Source organism: Allobosea sp. 05T433, from assembly GCF_056396065.1.
On record NZ_JBFTKS010000022.1, the window covers coordinates 95,277 to 113,022 of the forward strand.

Here is a 17,746-nt window from a genome sequence, read left to right on the forward strand (position 1 = left end):
GTCGCCAGGGGAACGCCCGCCGCAACGCCGGCGCGTCGCCTTGGCCCGGGAGTTTCAGATATGTCAGGTCTTTCCGCCAAGCTCGTGCATACCGAAGGCGAGTCGAACACCTCGGCGGCGCGCGGCGCCTGGTCGGCGCGGCTCGATGACAAGGCGACGCAGAGCCTGCTGAAGCGCGACGCCGATGCCTTCCTGCACCAGAGCCTGTCGAGCCCCTGCGTCACGGCGATCGCCAAGGCCGAGGGCATCTGGATCCAGGACACGGCCGGGCGCCGCTACATGGATTTCCATGGCAACAGCGTCCACCATATCGGCTATGGCCATCCCCGCCTGAAGGCTGCGATCAAGCAGCAGATCGACGATCTCTGCTTCGCGCCGCGCCGCTTCACCTGCGAGCCCGCGGTCGAGCTGGCCGAGACGCTGGGCCGCCTTGCCCCGGGCGATCTCGGCAAGGTGCTGTTCACGACGGGCGGTTCGGATGCGGTCGAGGTGGCGCTCAGGCTTGCGCGCGCCGCCACCGGGCGCTTCAAGACCTTGTCCTTCTGGGATGCGTTTCACGGTGCGGGCTTCGGCGCCTCGAGCGTCGGCGGCGAGGCGACCTTCCGCTCCGGCATTGCCGGGCCGCTCCTGCCGGGCGCGGAGCATGTCGCGCCCTGGGCGAACCATCACTGCGCCTATGGCCATAACAGCCTGGAGGATTCGGCTCGCGCCTGCGCCAGCATGATCTCCTATGTGCTCGGCCGGGAGGGCGATTTCGCGGCCCTCGTCGCCGAGCCGATGCGGGCGACCCCGAACCCGCCGGCGCCCGGCTTCTGGAAACTGGTGCGCGAGGCTTGCGACCGCCACGGCACGCTCCTGATCTTCGACGAGATCCCGACCGGGCTCGGCAAGACCGGCCGCTTCTTCACCAGCGAGCATGACGGGGTGACGCCCGACATTCTCGTCGTCGGCAAGGCGCTGGGCGGCGGCATCCTGCCGATCGCCGCGGCGATCGCGCGGCGCGACCTCGATGTCGCCGGCGATTTCGCGATTGGCCACTACACTCATGAGAAGAACCCGGTGACGACGCGCGCGGCGCTGACCACGATCGCGATCATCCGCGAGGAGGGTCTGCCGGAGCGCGCAGCTGAGCTCGGCGGTCTGGCGATGGACCGTCTGCGCGCCTTCGGCGAGGGCTCGCCCCATGTCGGCGACGTGCGCGGGCGCGGGCTGATGTTCGGGGTCGAGATCGTGGCCGACAAGGCGGACATGGCGCCCGACAACGCGCTCGCCGAACGGGTCTATTATCGCTGCCTCGAAGCCGGGCTGAGCTTCAAGATCAGCCAGGGCAACGTGCTGACGCTCTCGCCGCCGCTGGTGATCCCGCAAGCCGACCTGGACCGCGCGCTCGACATCGTCGAGACCGCGATCGCGGCCGGCTGAGGCGCCTCTGACTTCCCGACCGAAAGGGTCCGCTATGAAAGCCGTCCGCACGGACCGTGAACTGGAATGCCCCGAGATCGACGCCGGCCTGCGAGCCCGCGGCGTCGAGCTCGTCACCTTGCCCGATGGCATCCCGGAGGCCGCGCTGATCGAGGCCGTCGCCGACGCCGAGCTGATCCTGATGTGCTACACGCCGATCACGGCTCGCGTCATCGCGGCTGCGCCCAGGCTCAAGGGCATCGTCAAATACGGCGTCGGCATCGATGCGATCGATATCCCCGCCGCAAGCGCGCGTGGCATCCCGGTCGTCAATGTTCCTGAATATGCCGAGGAGACCGTCGCGGAGGGCGCCTTCGCCCTGATGATCGCGCTGGCCAAGCGCCTGCCCGAAATCGGCCGCGCCATGGCGACTGAGGGCTGGATCTGGCCGGAACAGCGCTGGATCGGCCGCGATATCTCCGGCGCCACGCTGGGGCTCGTCGGTGCCGGCAAGATCGGCCGCAGCATGGCCCGGATGGCGGGGCAGGGCTTTCGGGCCCGTGTTCTCGGCTACGATCCCCATGTCGACCGGGCAAAGCTCGCTGAGGCCGGCATCGAGAAGGTCGACGATCTGCATGCGATGTTGCGCCAATGCGACTTCGTCTCGCTCCATTGCGTGCTGAACGCGGCGACGCGCGGCTTGATCGGCCGCGCCGAGCTCGCCTGCCTGAAACCCTCCTCCGTGCTGGTCAACGTCTCCAGGGGAGCGCTGATCGACGAGGCGGCGCTCGTCGAGGCCGTGCTGGCCGAACGTCTCGGCGGCGTCGGGCTCGACGTCTATTCGACGGAACCGCTGGCCAAGGCCGGGCATGTGCTCAGCCCGCTCTTTGGCCGCGACGACGTCATTCTCTTCCCGCACCTGACCTTCTTCACGGTCGAGGCGATGCGGCGCCTCTCGGAGGATACGCTCGCCCGCTGCTTCGAGGTTCTCGACGGGCGGCCGGTCGAGGTGCGCTCGCGTGATCCACGGCTCCGCGCGCAGCGCGAGAACGTCGCCTTCGCCTGACGCGCAAATGTCCCCGCTTCACCCGGGCGGCTTCATCCCGACCGCAGCGCGCGGATGTCGCTGCGGTCGTCCGGCAGCTTGGCCGTGACGTCGAAGAAGGCTTTGACGACGGACCGCATCCGCTCGCTCTTGAGGCAGGCGACATAATCCGTGCTCGCCACCTCGCCATCGCTGAGCTGCAGGGTGGTGAAGCGTCCGGAGCCATAGGCTTCGAGCTCCCAGACGATGCCGTGGCCGAGGCCGGCCGCCACCGCCTCGCACAAGGCCTCGCGGCTGCCCAGTTCGAGGACATAGCGCGGCTTGGCCTTGGCGCGGGCGAAGGCGGCGTCCACGAGCTTCTGCGTCATCGAGCCGTCTTCGCGACCGATCATCGCCTCGCCGTCCAGCTCGGACAGCGAGATCGATTGGCGACCGGCCCAGCGGTGGCTGTTGGCGACGATCACCACGCCGCGGTGATGCCAGAGCGGCATCGCGTGGATATGCGGATGGTCCGCGACGGCGGGCAGGATGCCGATATCGACATGGCGGTCGAGCAGCGCCTGCCGCACCATCCGGCTGTTGCCGGTCGAGACCGAGAGCCTGACCCGCGGATGCAACGCCATGAAGCGGGCGAACAGGCCCATCACGATATGGGGTCCGTCCACAGCCAGCCGCAGGCTGCCATCCTGCAGTTCCTGCGACGCCGCCAGCGTTTCCTCGATCAGCTCGTCCAGGCTCGCGAGCTGGCGCGACAGCGAATAGAGCCGCTCGCCCGCCTCGGTGAGCCGGACACGCCGTCCTTCGCGATGCAGCAGCTTGATGCCATGCCGCTCCTCCAGGGCCTTGACTTGGATCGTCAGCGCCGGCTGCGTCAGCCCGAGCACCTCGGCGGCCCGCGAAAAGCTGCCTTCGCGCGCCACCGCATCGAAGGCCCGGATCTGCGTGTAGATCATCGGTGATTGCACTCGTACCCATTAATTTCTCTATGTATCGATATAAAACTTCTAATTTGTCTAATAGTTTTAGCGCTGCGACGTTCGGCTCATGGATCAACCCGAGGCGAACATCGTGGACAGCGCAGAAACACATTCGCAGGCAGCAGCAGCACTCGCGCTGGCCAGGAGCCGGCGCGCCCAGAGCGTCGCAGCCCTGGCCGAGATCGTCCGGATCCGCAGCCTCACGGGAGAGGAGGGGGCGGCGCAGGGGCGCATGGTCGAGATCCTGTCTTCCGCCGGGGCTGCCGTCACGCAGGCCGAGCCGGATGTCGAGGCGATGTTCAAGGCCTTCCCCGATGTCGCGCAGTATCCGACGCATTGGCAGCACGATCTGATCCTGCCCTATGCCGGGCTCCCGACCTTCGAGGCCCTGCGCGACAGCGGCCTCCAGCCGGTGCTGAACTATGATGGCAGGCCCAATGTCGTCGGCACCTGGCGGGGCACGGGCGGCGGGCGCTCGCTTATTCTCAACGCCCATATCGATACGGTCACCGTCGAGCCCTTGGCGCAATGGACGCGCGATCCCTTCGGCGCGGAGATCACTGACGGCCTGATGTATGGCCGCGGCACCTCCGACATGAAGGGCGGCCTGATGGCCGCGCTGCTGGCGATGCGCTATCTCAGCGAGGCCGGAACGCGCCTGCACGGCGACGTCACGCTCCACTGCGTCGTCAACGAGGAGCATGCCGGCAACGGCACGCTCGACCTCGTCACGCGTGGGGCTGCGGCCGATGCGGCCGTGGTGCTGGAACCGACCAGCAACACCATCGCCTACAGCCATCCCGGCGGTCTCTACTGGCAGGTCACGCTGAGCGGGGTCCAGCGCTCGCCGGGCGCGCGCTGGAACGGCGGCACGCTGGAGGGGCTGGGTGCGGTCGACATGCTGCCGCCGGTGATCGAGGCGCTGCTCGGGCTCGAGCGCCGCTACAACCAGGGCACGCCGGCCGGCGCCAAGCCGCCCTTTTCACTGACCATGGGCAAGATCGCGGGCGGCCATTACGAGACGGTCACGGCCGGGGAGGTGGTGATCAAGGGCGGTGCCTATTTCGCGCCCTCGCTCGGTGCCGTGACCGATATCATGGATGGTTTCCGTGACGCGATCGCAGGCGCCAACGCCGCTGACCAGGGGCTGCGCCGCCATCCTGCCAGGCTCGAATTCCTGCACCATGACGACAGCACGGATCAGCCCGCCGACCTTCCCGTTGCGCGTGTGATGGGGGAGGTGCTGGCGCGCCGGGGGGGAGACGGCACGGCCTATCCCGGCCATTTCTGTTGCGACATGCGCCATCTCGTGAACCAGGGCGGAATCCCGAGCATCATCTTCGGGCCGGGCTCCATCGCCCAGGCGCACAAGCCCGACGAGCATATTCCGATCGACGATTTTCTCGCGGCGATCGAACACCTGATCGCGTTCATCGCGGAGTGGTGCGGCACGGAACTGTAGGAGGCGGCCCAGCAAGGGTTCGCCCAATCATAAAGGGGATTGTCCAGACATGGGTATGAGCAGGCTTCCGGCTATCCTCGCAGCAACGCCGCTGGCGCTCGCTCTTTGCGGCGCCGCTGCGCTGGCACAGAGCTGTCCCAAGACCGGCGGGACGCTGACCTATGTCTATTCGCTCGAGCCGACCTCGCTGTCGACGATCGCCACCTCGGCCGTTCCGGTCGCGCTGATCTCCACCAAGATCTATGAGAGCCTGCTGACCTATGAGGGCCCGGCCCTGACGCCGAAGCCGGGCCTCGCCGAATCCTGGACGATCTCCGACGACAAGAAGACCTATACGTTCAAGCTGCGGCCGGGCGTGACCTGGCATGACGGCAAGCCCTTCACGGCGCAGGATGTGAAGTTCAGCGTCGAGGACATCATCCGCCCCTATCATTCCCGCGGAAAAGTCTATTTCGGCGACGTCGAGGCGGTCGAGACGCCCGATGACCTGACCGTGGTGTTCAAGCTCAAGGCGCCGGTGCCGTTCTTCATGAACGTCTTCCAGCCCGGCGAGGCGCCGATCATGCCAAGGCACGCCTTCGACGGCGTCGACGTGAAGGCGGTGGCTGCGGTCCGCGCTGCGCCGATCATGCAGAACCCGGTCGGGACCGGCCCGTTCCGCTTTAAGGAATGGCGCAAGGGCAGCCACATCACGCTGGAGCGCAATCCAGGCTACTGGCGCAAGGGCTTCCCCTGTCTCGACCAGGTCGTGCAGCGGATCATGCCGGACGGCGCGGCGCGCGCCATCGCCATCGAGACCGGCGAGGTCGATCTCGCCCCGATGAGCAGCCTGCCCGAGGCGGAGGTGCAGCGGCTCGAGAAGATCCCGGCGCTGGAGGCCTCGCAGGCCGGAGCCGAGGCGCTCGGTCCCAATCTCTGGCTCGAGGTCAACATGCGCGATAAGCCGCTCGCCGATCTCAAGGTCAGGCAAGCGCTCAGCCTCGCGCTTGATCGCGAGCGCATCGTCGATGTGATCTGGTACGGCCAGGGCAAGCCGGCGCGCGGTCCCGTCGTCAGCACGAACTCCGCCTTCAACAAGGCGCTGAAGCCCTATGAGTACAACCCGCGCAAGGCCAACCAGCTTCTCGACGAGGCCGGCTATCTGCGCGGTGCCGACGGGGTCCGCTTCAAGATCACCCAGCATTTCCTGCCCTATGGCGAGAACTGGGCCCGGCTCGGCGAATATGTCCGCCAGGAGCTCGGCAAGGTCGGCATCGCGGTCGAGACCCAGAGCGCCGATCTCGGCGGCTGGCTGAAGGCCGTCTACACCGACTGGAGCTTCAATCTCACCAGCACCTTCTCGCATAACTATTCCGATCCCTCGATCGGCGTGGAGCGCACGTTCCATTCCGACTTCATCAGGAAGGGCGCCACCTTCACCAACTCGATGGGCTACCGGAATGCGCGGGTCGACCAGCTCTTCGGGCTCGCCGCCCGCGAGATTGATCCGGCTGCCCGCAAGAAGCAGTTCGACGAGCTGCAGCAGATCCTGCACGACGAGCTGCCGGTGATCTTCCTGATGGAGATGTCCTACACCCATGTCTGGAACCGCAAGGTGAAGGGCCTGATCACCAACGGCATCTCGATGTATTCATCCTGGGACGGGGTCTCCAAGGACTGATGGGAACGCCGATGCGCTCGCGCCCCGTCATCACCTCCTCGTTCCGGGAAACGGCCTGATGTCCTCCCTGTCACTCGGTTTCGTGTCCGTTCGCCTGCTCCAGGTGGTTCCGAGCGTGCTGGGCATCGCGGTGCTGAACTTCGCGCTGCTCCACCTCGCGCCCGGCGACGCGGCCGAGATCATCGGCGCGCAGTCCGGCGGTGCATCGAAGGAGTTCGTCGACGAACTCCGGCGCTCGTTCGGCATCGACCGGCCGCTCTACCAGCAGTTCTTCATCTATCTCGGCAAGCTGCTGACCTTCGATCTCGGTGTCTCCAACGTCCAGCAGCGGCCGGTGCTGGACCTGATCGCAGACCGCATGCCGGCGACGCTCCTGCTGATGCTGACGGCGATCGGGATTGCCATCGTGGTCGGCGTGCTCTGTGGCGTCGTCGCGGCGATGCGGCACCGCAAATGGGTCGACACGATCGTCTCGGTGCTGGCGCTGCTGTGCTATGCGATGCCGCAGTTCTGGCTCGGCCTGATGCTGATCGTGCTGTTTTCGGTGACGCTGGGCGTGCTGCCTTCGGGCGGCATGATGACGATCGGCGCGCAGATGGGGCCGCTGGCCCGCGCCCTCGACATCGCCCGCCACCTCGTGCTGCCGGCGCTGACGCTCGGGCTCTTCTATGCCGCGGTCTATGCCCGGCTGATGCGGGCCTCGATGCTCGAGGTCTATTCATCCGATTTCATCACGACGGCCCGCGCCAAGGGCCTGTCGGAGGGACGCATCAGCCTGACGCATGCAGCCCGCAACGCGCTGATGCCGGTTGTGACGCTGGGCGGTGTCCAGATCGGCCATATGCTCGGCGGTTCGATCCTGGTCGAGACCGTGTTCGGCTGGCCGGGCCTCGGGCGCCTGCTGTTCGACGGCCTGCTGCAGCGCGACCTGAACCTGCTGCTCGGCATCCTGTTCATCTCGTCGATCCTGGTCGTGCTCTGCAACCTGCTCGTCGACCTCGTTTATGGCCTTATCGACCCGAGGATCCTGGCGCGATGAAGCGGAGCTTGCATTTCTGGCGGCGTTTCCGTCGCAACCGGGGCGCGGTCGTGGGCCTCGTCCTGCTGCTGGCGATCGTGCTCGCGGCGATATTCGGCCCGATGGTCTACACGGTCGATCCCTTCGACATGATCGGGCGACCGGCGCAGACGCCCTCCGCGCGCTTTCCGCTCGGCACCGACGTCACCGGCCGGGATATCCTCGCCGGCCTGCTGCATGGCGGCCGGGTCTCGCTGCTGATCGGGGTGGCGGCGAGCCTGTGCGCGACGATCCTCGGTGTCGTCGTCGGGGCGGCCGCCGGCTATTGCGGCCGGGGGAGCGACATCCTGCTGATGCGGCTCACCGATTTCTTCCTGACGATTCCCTCCTTCGTCCTGGCGGTGGTGATCATCGCGATCTTCCGCCCCTCGCTGATCAGCGTGATGAGCGCGATCGCGATCGTGTCCTGGCCGCCGGTCGCGCGGCTGGCACGGGCCGAATTCATGGCCCATCGCGACCGGGAATACGTCCAGGCCTGCCGCTCCATGGGGATGTCCGATTTCCGCATCGCGGCGCGGCATATCCTGCCCAACGCCCTGCCACCGGTCATCGTCGTCTCGTCCCTGCTGGTGGCGACGGCCATCCTGACGGAATCCGGCCTGTCCTTCCTTGGGCTCTCGGACCCGAACGTCGTCTCCTGGGGCTATATGATCGGCATCGGCCGCACCATGCTGCGGACGGCGTGGTGGATGTCGGCGATCCCCGGCATGGCCATCCTGCTGACGGTGCTCTGCATCAATCTCGTCGGTGAGGGCCTGAGCGACGCGCTCAATCCGAAGCTGCAGGAGCGCTGAGGCAACACCCGCTGAACTGGCATGTATGGCATGGGGCGACCATGCAGAAGTCGCTCCGGACGGCGCTTTGCTGGTGAGCGACGACGCCACCGCAGCGATCTTTCGCGTCGCGCCGGGCTCTCGCCGATAAGTGTTTCGCTGCATCGAGGGCTGCGCTGGCCGCCGGCTCCAGGTTGCGACGCAGCGCCTATCCACCGTGCGTGCGGCGCAGGAGCGAGCGCGGAGGCGCCTCTCCGTTTCCCTCCGTGCGGTCGCGATAGAGGGCCGCGCGGGCGAGCAGCATGAGGGTGACCGGCGTCGTGACGATCATGAAGACGCCGATCAGGAGTTCATGCACCACGGGCCGGGAACCCAGCACCGAGAAGCAGAGAATGGACGCGAGCCCGATCGCACCGGTTCCCCAGCTCGTGCCCAGCGTGGGTGCATGAACCCGCTCGAAGAACCTGCGAAAGCGCAATGTTCCGATGGCTCCCAGCAGTGTCAGCCCGGAACCGAGAAGGACCAAAAAGGCCGTCAGCAGGGCCGCCCAGGCGGGGAGGTTCTCGGCGTGGGTCATTCGATCACCTCGCCGCGCATGAGAAATTTGGCGAGCGCGATGCTCGATACGAAACCCAGTACCGCGATGATCAGGGCCGCCTCGAAATAGATCGCGCTTCCCGAGCGGATGCCGATCGTCAGCACCAGGAGCATGGCGGTAACGTACATGGCGTCCAGGCAGAGGACCCGGTCCTGCGCTCGCGGCCCCCGGATGACCCTGTAGGCGTAGCACCCCATGGCGGCGACGAGCATGGCCTGGGCGGCCGTCACCGACCATAGGAGGATCGCGGCCGTCATTCGAAAATGTCCATAAGCAGCGCCTCATAGCGGTTCTTGATCACGGCGATCCACTCGGCCTCGTCGGCGAGGTCGAGGACATGGAGCAGGAGCACGCCGGATTCGGGGGCATATTCGACCCAGGCCGTCCCCGGCGTGCTGGTAACGATGCATGCCAGCACGGCCAGCGCCGTCTTGTCGCGCAGGTCGAGCGGTATGGCGACGAAGCCCGCGACACGGTCGCGACGATCTCCGCGGATGATGATGCCGGCGACGGCGATGTTCGACTGCAGGATATCCAGCGTGACGGCGCCCAGAAGCTTCGGAAGAAGCTGCCATCGCCTCAGCCGGGGCTTGGATGGATGGAGCGCCGCCATCGCAAGGGAGGCCCCGATCGCGACGGCCGCCCCGACGAGGAATTGCCCGGTCGAGAAAGAGGTCAGCAGGAGCCACATCAGCAGCAGCGCCGCGGTCAGCAGCGGATAGGGGAGAAGGCGGTTCATCGCGCACCGCCCGGCGGATGACCCGTTCCCAGCACGCTCTGGATATAGGTCGACGGGGCGTGAAGGGAACGGGCCGCAGCCTCCGTGTAACTGAGCATCGGACCGCCCCACACGGCCAGGATCGTGCAGAGCGCCAGCAATGCGACGATTGGCGCGACCTCGACCATGACCACGCGCGGAACGAGTTCCTCAAGCGGCGCCCAGAAGATCCGGACACCGCTGCGCATCATGGCCACAAGGGTCGCAAGGCCCGACAGGATGACCAGCGCAACCAGCAGCCAAATGCGCCCCGGGATCTCGGCGAGAGAGCCGAGTCCGTCCGGATTCAACATGCCCGTCAGCATCGCGAACTTGGCGATGAACCCCGATAGCGGCGGCAAGCCCGCGAGCAGGAGCGCGACGCATCCAAACGAGACGCTGAGGATGGCGAGCGCCCCCGGTACGGTCACGCCGACCTCCTGATCCTCGTGCTCCTCGCTCTCGTCCGTCTCGTCGCCATACGCCTCCATGGTGACCGACAGCACGTCTGCCGCCGGTTCGCGTGTCCGCTCGACCAGCTCGATGAGCAGGAAAAAGGCAGCGACGCTGAGGCTCGAACTGACGAGGTAGAACAAGGCGCCCGACACGACCGCAGTGTTGCCGATGCCGACGGCCGCGAGCAGGGTCCCCGAGGAGATCAGAACGCTGAAGCCCGCGAGCCGGCCCAGCGCCTGGGACGAAAGCACGCCGGATGTCGCGAAGAGGATCGTCGCCATCCCGCCCCAGAGCAGCACCGTTCCGCCGAAGCCCGCCGTGCCCCCGGCCTCGGGGGCAAAAAGCAGCAGGGAGAGGCGCAGAAGCACATAGGTGCCGACCTTGGTGAGCACGACGAAGATCGCGGCAACGGGGGCGGCCGCCGCCATATAGGCGGAAGGCAGCCAGAAGCAGAGCGGCCACATGCCGGCCTTGACCAGGAACGCGATGCCAAGGATCGCGGCGCCTGTGTGAAGGAGCGCGCGGTCATCTGCGGACAGTCCCGCAAGGCGGACGGCGAGGTCTGCCATGTTCAGCGTTCCGGCGGTCCCATAGATCAGGCTGACGCCGATGAGGAAGAGAAGCGATGCGGCCAGGTTGATCGCGATATAATGGAGGCCGGCTCGCACCCGGAACGCGCCCGATCCGTGCAGCAGCAGGCCGTAGGACGCCGCCAGCGTGACCTCGAAGAAGACGAAAAGATTGAAGAGGTCGCCCGTGAGGAACGCGCCTGCGAGCCCCATGAGCATGAACTGGAAGAGCGTGTGGAAATGCGGGCCGGCCCGGTGCCAGCGCGCCGTCGAGAAGACAAGCGCGGCGACCGCCAGCGTGGATACGAGGGCGAGCATCAGCGCCGACAGCCGATCGAGCACGAGCACGATGGCGAACGGCGCTGGCCAGTTGGCGAGGGCATAGGATGAGGAGAGGGCGCCGCCTCCGTCGGCAACCCCGTCCGCCAGTCGCATCAGAACGATCGCGGTCACCAGGAGCAGCACGCCCGACGCAATGCTGAGACACGCCTTCAGCGTGTGGCGCAGCTCGTCGATCAGCAGGAGAGCCGCCCCCGTGATCAACGGGAGCAGGATCGGGACGATGAGAAGGTGTCTCGTCCAGTCCATCAGTTCGGCTCTCGCCCGTCGACGTGATCGTTGCGGGTCAGCCCACGGGCGACGAGCAGCACCACGAGGAGGAGGGCGGTCGTCGCAAAGCTGATCACGATCGCGGTGAGCACGAGCGCCTGCGGAACCGGGTCGGCCAGATCCGCCGGATTGCCTGCACCGCCGGGTCCCAGCACGGGCGCTGCAGCGACCCGCAAACGGCCCATGCTGAAGATGAAAAGGTTCACCGCATAAGAGAGGAGCGAAAGGCCGATGACGAGCTGATACGTGCGCGGACGCAGGACCAGCCAGACTCCCGATCCGGTGAGCACGCCTATGGCGATCGCAAGCGTCAGTTCCATCGCTGGCGCTCCTCTTCGAGACGGGCCGCGCGCAGGCGGCGGATGGATTGGTGGGCGATCGCGATCAGCATCAAGACCGTCGCTCCGACCACGACGCCGAACACGCCGAGATCGAACAGGGTCGCGCTCGCCAGAGGGACCTTCCCGACGATCGGCAGCTCCAGATACCGGAAATACGAGGTGAGGAAGGAATCGCCCATGAGCATCGAGGCAGCTCCGGTGGACGCCGCAAGCAGGAGACCGCCGCCGATCCAGGCAACGGGAAGGATGCGCAGCCTGTCCTCGACCCAAATCGTCCCCGCCGCCATGTATTGCAGGATGAAGCCCGCCGCCATCGCGACGCCTGCGGCGAAGCCTCCTCCCGGAGCGTCATGACCGCGCAGGAAGAGATAGGCGGCCAGTACGATCACGACCGGGAACATCCACTGCATGATGACGGACGGCACGTAGAGATATTCCGCCTTGGTCGCTCCGACCTCCGTGTCCGGCTCAGCCTCGTCATTGGAGCGCTGGATGCGCTGCTGCTCGGGCCTCTCGATGCTGTCCGGTGCGGGGCGGAAACGCCGGAGCAGCGCGAAGACGGTCAGTGCCACGACGGCGAGGACCGTGATCTCGCCAAGCGTGTCGAAGCCGCGGAAATCGACGAGAATGACGTTGACGACATTCAGGCCGCCGCCTTCGCTATAGGCCTTCTCGACGAAGAATTTCGCGATCGAGTCCGGCGGCGTCCGCGTCATCACCGCGTAGGAGATCGCCGTCATGCCCAGGCCTGCGACGACGGCGATGGCAAGGTCCCGGAAGCGGCGCAGGCGCGGTTGCCAGCCCCTCGGTTCGGGCACGTCCTGCGAGCGCTTGGGCAGCCACCGCAGACCGAGCAGGATGAGCACCGTGGTCACGATCTCGACGACGAGCTGGGTGGCCGCAAGGTCCGGCGCAGAAAGCCAGACGAAGGTCAGGCAGGTCACGAGCCCTGTCCCGCCGAGCAGGGCAAGGGCCGCCAGCCGATGGAACTTGGCCTGATAGGCGGCTGCGACGGCGCAGATCATGCCGACGGACCAAAGGCCGGTGAAGGCGAAATCCGTCGTCCCATTGCCGGAAGGACCGAAGGAGAGGCCCGAAGCGAGCAGCGGGACGGTCCCTGCGGCGACAGCCACCGCCACCAGCAGGCGCATCTGGGGCTGAAGACGATTGGTGCCGAATGCGCCCTCGAACAGATGCGCCCATCGCCACGAAATCGCGACCATGACCCGCTCGAAGATGCGCTGTCCCTGAATCCGACCAAAAAGCGGGGGACGCTCGCAACGTTCGAGGTAAGCGCCGGCGACGCGATACAAAAGCACGCCAGCAACCAGCGCGACGATGCTCATCGCCAGGGGAAGATTGAAGCCGTGCCACAGAGCCAGGCTGTATTCCGGCGCGGCGCCGCCGAGCACGGACGACACCGCGACATGCAGGAACGGGCCGATGGTGTAGGCCGGGAAGATCCCGACGACGAGGCAGGCGACGACCAGGAACATGACCGGGAACCGCATCCAGAACGGCGGCTCGTGGGGTTCGCGGGGAAAGCTCTCGGGCGGCGCTCCCAGGAAGATCGAATGGATCAGCCGTAGGGAATAGGTCACAGCCAGGGCGCTGCCGAGCACGGCGGCGTAGGGGGCGGCGGTGTCCAGCCAGGAATCGGCGTGGGTCTCCACGGCTTCGGCGAAGAACATCTCCTTCGACAGGAAGCCGTTCAGCAGCGGTACGCCAGCCATGGCGGCGCAGGCCACCATGGCCAGCGTGCCGGTGATCGGCATGTACCGGAACAGTCCGGAGATCCGCCTCATATCGCGCGTGCCGGTCTCGTGGTCGATGATGCCGGCCGCCATGAACAGCGATGCCTTGAACGTCGCGTGGTTGAGCATGTGGAAGATGGCCGCGCCGGCGGCGAGCGGGCTGCCGAGGCTGAGCAGCAGCGTGATCAGGCCCAGATGGCTGATCGTGGAGTAGGCGAGAAGTCCCTTCAGGTCGTTCTGGAACATGGCGAGGTAAGCGCCGAGCACGAACGACGTCATTCCCGCGATGCCCAGGATCATGAACCATTCCGGCGTACCGGAGAGCACCGGCCACAGCCGCGCCATGAGGAAGACCCCGGCCTTGACCATGGTGGCCGAATGCAGGAACGCCGATACGGGCGTCGGCGCCGCCATGGCGTTGGGCAGCCAGAAATGAAAGGGAAACTGCGCGCTTTTCGTCAGCGTGCCGAGGAGGATCAGCAGGAGCGCCGGGACATATAGAGTGTGCGAACGGATGAGGTCGCCCGATCGGAGGACGTCGTCGAGGTCGTAGCTGCCGACGATATGACCGACGATCAGCACGCCACCCAGCAGAGCGAGGCCCCCCATGCCCGTGACCGTCATGGCCATGCGGGCGCCGTCGCGCGCTGCCTGGCTCTGCTGCCAGTAGCCGATCAGCAGGAAGGAAAAGATGCTGGTCAGTTCCCAGAACACGACCAGAAGCACCAGGTTGCCCGAAAGGACCACGCCCAGCATCGAGCCCGTGAATGCCAGAAAGAACAGATAGAAGCGCCGGACCGGATCGTCGGCGGACATGTAATACCGGGCGTACATGACGACCAGGAGGCCGATACCGCTGACGAGAGCCGCGAAGATCCAGGCGAAGCCATCCATCCTCAGCGTGAAGTTCAGTCCGAGAGACGGGATCCAGTCGATCTGATGCCGGAGGGCATCTCCGCCGCTCACGGATGGGTAGAGCGACAAGGTCATGATGAGGCAGGCCAGCAAGGTGAGACCGGTGATCCAGGTCACCGGTTCGCGGGAGGCCCCCGGGGACAGGACCACCGCCAGGCTGGCTACGAAAGGCAGAATGAGGATCAGCAGTAGCGGGGAAAGTTCCATCATTCTCCTTTGCCTGGGAGGCGTCGTCCGTTCTTAGGCCATCGAGGCTGATCCGCCAACGACGAGTGGATCGTGCGCGCATTCGAGGGGGCCAGCCCTCGGACGATCCCCGACGTCGTCACAGGGTCGACCGCCAAGACGTCGACCCATGGCGGTGCGCGAACGTCGGCCCCGATCATCGGGGCCCGATCGCCCACCGAAAGCCCAAGCACTGTGATGCCCAGAGGCGTGATCACCGATAACTCAGCGGGCGGCCACATTCCGTCTGCGGGATTGATCAAGCGTCGGCGTTCGGGCTGCCCCGTGCTCCCGACACGATAGGTGACGAAACCATCCAGCAGGACCGTTTGCTCCGGCATATCGTCCGCCTCACGCCACGCGGCGCGGTCCAGCTTGCGCAAAAGCGCGGACGCGAGCGGATGAATTTGCTCGCCGAGCAAATGCGCCAGCTCTTGCAGCCGCACATAATCGCTGGCCGGAAGCACGGTGACTGGTCGTTTCAATGCGCAAATCATGTTTGCCACCAGCGAGTTGCAGGCAGTCATGAGAGGAATGTCTGAATGGGTTGCCGCTCTGTGTGACCTGCGCAACCCGCGGTACGCGGGAATGCCAGCCTCTGCCCGGACCGGGCCGCGACGCAGCCGGGTCGGGGTCAGTACCCTGTGATGGGGCACTCCCGCTCGAAGTGAAGAGTGAGGACGTCGATCCGCATATCACCTACGTGGAATGTCGCCGTGGGGAAGTCAAGGGAGACGATATCGGACGTGAGTAAGTCATATCCGTCCCGTCAAATGATATTTGACGAGACGATGCTCTCGTGATGTCGATCTGCGGCGCTTTCTATTGCAAAGGTCATCCAAAAATATTCTTCTATAAGGCGATATTATTTTTTAAAACGCTAAGTTCTCGGCATCAGCAAGTTCACGACCCTCTCTCATCTCCAGAAGCATCTATTGTCGCGCGCCCTCGCGCGGAGAGGTGGCAATCGGCAACCGCCAACCATGTCTCATCGCCATGGAGCGAAGCCCGAGACATAAAGCCGCTCCGGCCAGGGCCGAGGCGCCATGGGAAAAACCAATTTGATCACCGATGACGACGATGGACGCGCCGGCGAGTGCCGCAATGGCATATAGATTCGATCGCAATACCTGTGGAATCTCAGCGAGAAGGACGTCGCGCGTCATGCCCCCGCCGATATCGGCCGACAGCCGCGCGGGGATTGCTAATTGCCGCTGATGGTTGCGGCAATTCTTGGGCGAATCCCGCACCAGCAGTTATAGATGGCGTATTTCGGGAGTGGCCCGGAACGACAAGTGCGAGTGACCGATACAATGCTGATCAGCAACGCTTTCAAGACCTTCCTCCAGGAAGCGCCGGTGCATCAGAGCGTGTGGCTCGAGGCTGTGCAAAAACTCGGCGCGGCATCGCAGCTCGATCGGAAGACGGCCGCCTTGGTCTATATCGGCATTCTCGCAGCCGTTCGTTTGGAGAGCGGACTTGCTTTCCACGTCGCCGAAGCGAAAGCGTTCGGCGCGAGCAGAGAAGAGGTGATCAGCGCGATTCTCGCAGGGATGCCCGCCGTCGGTAATATCGTGATCCAAGCTCTACCGGTGGCGCTCGAAGCTTTTGATCAGGCCGTGCCAAATTCGGTGGGTCATTCCGAGGGGTAATGATGGTTTCCAAAATCGGAACCCTGGACACGTGAGGAGCTTGAGAAGCTCAAGTTGCTCGCCGAGACGGGCATCGCACTGAAGGCGATTTCAAAAGCGACGACTCGCAGAATGGCCAATCAAGTCAGGGGCGGCGGCAGACATCAGTATTGTCTGCTGCCGAAATTTACCGGGTGCGGACGTCTTGAATGCCGGCGGGACAATTAGCCATTCCGAAGCTCATGGTGCAGCTCTGCAGGGCTCAGCGCCGCGAGACCGAGCGCCGGCAGGAGGTCGTTCTCGGCCCGGAAATCACGAGCGGCGATTGCGTCGAACAGGGCAATCCCGGCTTGATGGACCGGCAGGGGCAGTCCGCAGATCGCACCGAGGAATTCGAGGGGAACCAGGCCGAACGGCACATCCTCGGTGATGAAGCGCGTATCGAGCGTCTTGGGCCCGGCCAGCTCCGGCCGCAGGCGATAGACCGCTGCAGCCATGTCTCCGACAGGGCCGGGCTCGACGCCAAAGGACAGCGCATAATGCTCCTGCACGCTGCGCACGCTGAGGCCGAAGGCGTTGGCCAGGGCCAGCCTTTCAGTGTCGAGAGCCTCGATGATGCGCCCGACCCCGGAGGTGATCGAGCCGTAATTCGGCCAGTCCTCGCCGCGTTCCGCCCGCGTCAAATTGCCGAGCATGTTGGCCATATGCGCGGGCGGATTGAGGTTGCTGAGCATGATCGCCAGCAGGTCCTCGCGCGGCTGGAAGCGATGCCCGAACAGTGCTTCGCAGAGTGCCAGTCCGGCTGCGCTATGCCGAACGGGCAGGGTGGCGACGTCCAGCCGCTTGCGGATGCCGGAGACATGCACGCTGCGGGGGCCGCTCTTCCGGGCGGTCAGGGCCGTGGTCGCCCAGGCGGCGATCGGAAGCTCCAATCCGCGCTGCTCCAGCAGGCGATGCAGATAGAGCGCCGCAAACGAGCAATGGGCGCTGAAGATGACGGCCTGACCTTCTCGCAGATGCGCCGCGAGTGCATCGCACACCTTGCGGAAACCGTTGGCCTGCACGGCGATGATCACCGCATCCGCGCCGGCCACGGCCTCGGCGCAGCTCCGTGCCACGGCGAGCGGAAACTCCCCTTCGATCTTACCCGTCACGGACAGCAGCGCCGCCCCTGCGAATTCGGCCTGGGCCGCCCCGCTCGGCGACCAGAGCACGGGGTGGTGGCCATGGGTCGACAGGTAGGCGGCATAGCCGCGCCCGATTCCGCCCGAGCCGATGATGGCGACACGCATCTGATTATTCCAATGTGATCGAATGAAACGAGACGGCCCGGCCCATGCCTGTGCCGGGCGCGGATGGGCATGGAAGATCGGCAGCGCGATCCCAAGCCGCGTGGAAACCAGCCTCGGCGTTGACCTTCAGAGCCGAAACCCATTCTTCTGGCGGCAGGGATTCGCGCCGGCCCGCTCCGGACGGAGCGCTGGAAGGCAACGAG

The 17,746-nt window shown here is 65.7% G+C and carries 17 protein-coding genes; 7 read left to right on the forward strand and 10 right to left on the reverse strand.

The features are described from left to right. Positions 1–60: 60 nt before the first annotated feature. Positions 61–1,422 carry a (R)-1-hydroxy-2-aminoethylphosphonate ammonia-lyase gene (pbfA, locus tag AC1DGP_RS25440; protein ID WP_441507386.1) on the forward strand — a complete coding sequence of 454 codons (1,362 nt, stop codon included), beginning with the start codon at positions 61–63 and terminating at the stop codon, positions 1,420–1,422. A gap of 34 nt (positions 1,423–1,456) precedes the next feature. Continuing rightward, the gene (locus AC1DGP_RS25445) at positions 1,457–2,467 is read left to right on the forward strand and encodes a 2-hydroxyacid dehydrogenase (RefSeq protein WP_441507387.1); all 1,011 of its coding nucleotides are present in this window, start codon (positions 1,457–1,459) and stop codon (positions 2,465–2,467) included. Between the two features lie 32 nt (positions 2,468–2,499). Here the strand turns inward: AC1DGP_RS25445 and AC1DGP_RS25450 are convergent, their stop codons facing one another. After that, positions 2,500–3,399, reverse strand: a complete 900-nt coding sequence (locus AC1DGP_RS25450) for a LysR substrate-binding domain-containing protein (RefSeq protein ID WP_441491341.1) — start codon at positions 3,397–3,399, stop codon at positions 2,500–2,502. 115 nt (positions 3,400–3,514) lie between these two features. Between AC1DGP_RS25450 and AC1DGP_RS25455 the strand changes: the two genes are divergently transcribed. From AC1DGP_RS25455 to AC1DGP_RS25470, 4 genes are read left to right on the forward strand one after another with little or no spacing between them, the layout of a single operon-like run. Beyond that, positions 3,515–4,885: a M20/M25/M40 family metallo-hydrolase gene (locus AC1DGP_RS25455; protein ID WP_476832641.1), complete on the forward strand. Its 1,371-nt coding sequence runs from the start codon at positions 3,515–3,517 to the stop codon at positions 4,883–4,885. Positions 4,886–4,934: 49 nt separating this feature from the next. Then, positions 4,935–6,545 (forward strand): ABC transporter substrate-binding protein, encoded by a 1,611-nt coding sequence (locus AC1DGP_RS25460; RefSeq protein WP_476832642.1) that lies wholly within the window; start codon positions 4,935–4,937, stop codon positions 6,543–6,545. 58 nt (positions 6,546–6,603) lie between these two features. Further along, complete coding sequence (locus AC1DGP_RS25465; protein WP_441491344.1) at positions 6,604–7,584, forward strand: ABC transporter permease; 981 nt, start codon at positions 6,604–6,606, stop codon at positions 7,582–7,584. Beyond that, the gene (locus tag AC1DGP_RS25470; protein WP_441491345.1) at positions 7,581–8,417 is read left to right on the forward strand and encodes an ABC transporter permease; all 837 of its coding nucleotides are present in this window, start codon (positions 7,581–7,583) and stop codon (positions 8,415–8,417) included. The genes AC1DGP_RS25465 and AC1DGP_RS25470 overlap by 4 nt, the downstream gene beginning before the upstream one ends. Positions 8,418–8,604: 187 nt before the next feature. Here the strand turns inward: AC1DGP_RS25470 and mnhG are convergent, their stop codons facing one another. The 8 genes from mnhG to AC1DGP_RS25510 all read right to left on the reverse strand — a co-directional run bounded on the left by mnhG (position 8,605) and on the right by AC1DGP_RS25510 (position 15,786). After that, positions 8,605–8,973 (reverse strand): monovalent cation/H(+) antiporter subunit G, encoded by a 369-nt coding sequence (mnhG, locus tag AC1DGP_RS25475; protein WP_476770928.1) that lies wholly within the window; start codon positions 8,971–8,973, stop codon positions 8,605–8,607. Further along, positions 8,970–9,251: a K+/H+ antiporter subunit F gene (locus AC1DGP_RS25480; protein ID WP_113517826.1), complete on the reverse strand. Its 282-nt coding sequence runs from the start codon at positions 9,249–9,251 to the stop codon at positions 8,970–8,972. Before AC1DGP_RS25480 ends, mnhG begins: the two co-directional genes overlap by 4 nt. Next, positions 9,248–9,733: a Na+/H+ antiporter subunit E gene (locus AC1DGP_RS25485; RefSeq protein ID WP_476770927.1), complete on the reverse strand. Its 486-nt coding sequence runs from the start codon at positions 9,731–9,733 to the stop codon at positions 9,248–9,250. The genes AC1DGP_RS25480 and AC1DGP_RS25485 overlap by 4 nt, the downstream gene beginning before the upstream one ends. Further along, a complete protein-coding gene (locus tag AC1DGP_RS25490; protein ID WP_476770926.1) occupies positions 9,730–11,364 on the reverse strand; it encodes a monovalent cation/H+ antiporter subunit D in 1,635 nt (544 codons plus the stop codon). Before AC1DGP_RS25490 ends, AC1DGP_RS25485 begins: the two co-directional genes overlap by 4 nt. Continuing rightward, the gene (locus AC1DGP_RS25495; protein WP_441491350.1) at positions 11,364–11,705 is read right to left on the reverse strand and encodes a Na+/H+ antiporter subunit C; all 342 of its coding nucleotides are present in this window, start codon (positions 11,703–11,705) and stop codon (positions 11,364–11,366) included. The genes AC1DGP_RS25490 and AC1DGP_RS25495 overlap by 1 nt, the downstream gene beginning before the upstream one ends. Beyond that, positions 11,696–14,602 (reverse strand): monovalent cation/H+ antiporter subunit A, encoded by a 2,907-nt coding sequence (locus tag AC1DGP_RS25500; protein WP_476832649.1) that lies wholly within the window; start codon positions 14,600–14,602, stop codon positions 11,696–11,698. Before AC1DGP_RS25500 ends, AC1DGP_RS25495 begins: the two co-directional genes overlap by 10 nt. Continuing rightward, on the reverse strand, positions 14,602–15,147 hold the full coding sequence (locus AC1DGP_RS25505; protein WP_476770423.1) for a GreA/GreB family elongation factor: 546 nt from the start codon (positions 15,145–15,147) through the stop codon (positions 14,602–14,604). The genes AC1DGP_RS25500 and AC1DGP_RS25505 overlap by 1 nt, the downstream gene beginning before the upstream one ends. Positions 15,148–15,552: 405 nt before the next feature. Then, a complete protein-coding gene (locus tag AC1DGP_RS25510) occupies positions 15,553–15,786 on the reverse strand; it encodes a TRIC cation channel family protein (protein WP_476770424.1) in 234 nt (77 codons plus the stop codon). A gap of 147 nt (positions 15,787–15,933) precedes the next feature. Between AC1DGP_RS25510 and AC1DGP_RS25515 the strand changes: the two genes are divergently transcribed. Next, complete coding sequence (locus AC1DGP_RS25515; protein ID WP_441507394.1) at positions 15,934–16,272, forward strand: carboxymuconolactone decarboxylase family protein; 339 nt, start codon at positions 15,934–15,936, stop codon at positions 16,270–16,272. A gap of 203 nt (positions 16,273–16,475) precedes the next feature. Here the strand turns inward: AC1DGP_RS25515 and AC1DGP_RS25520 are convergent, their stop codons facing one another. Next, entirely contained in the window at positions 16,476–17,543 is a 1,068-nt protein-coding gene (locus AC1DGP_RS25520; protein WP_476770425.1) for an NAD/NADP octopine/nopaline dehydrogenase family protein, read from the reverse strand. Positions 17,544–17,746: the final 203 nt, after the last annotated feature.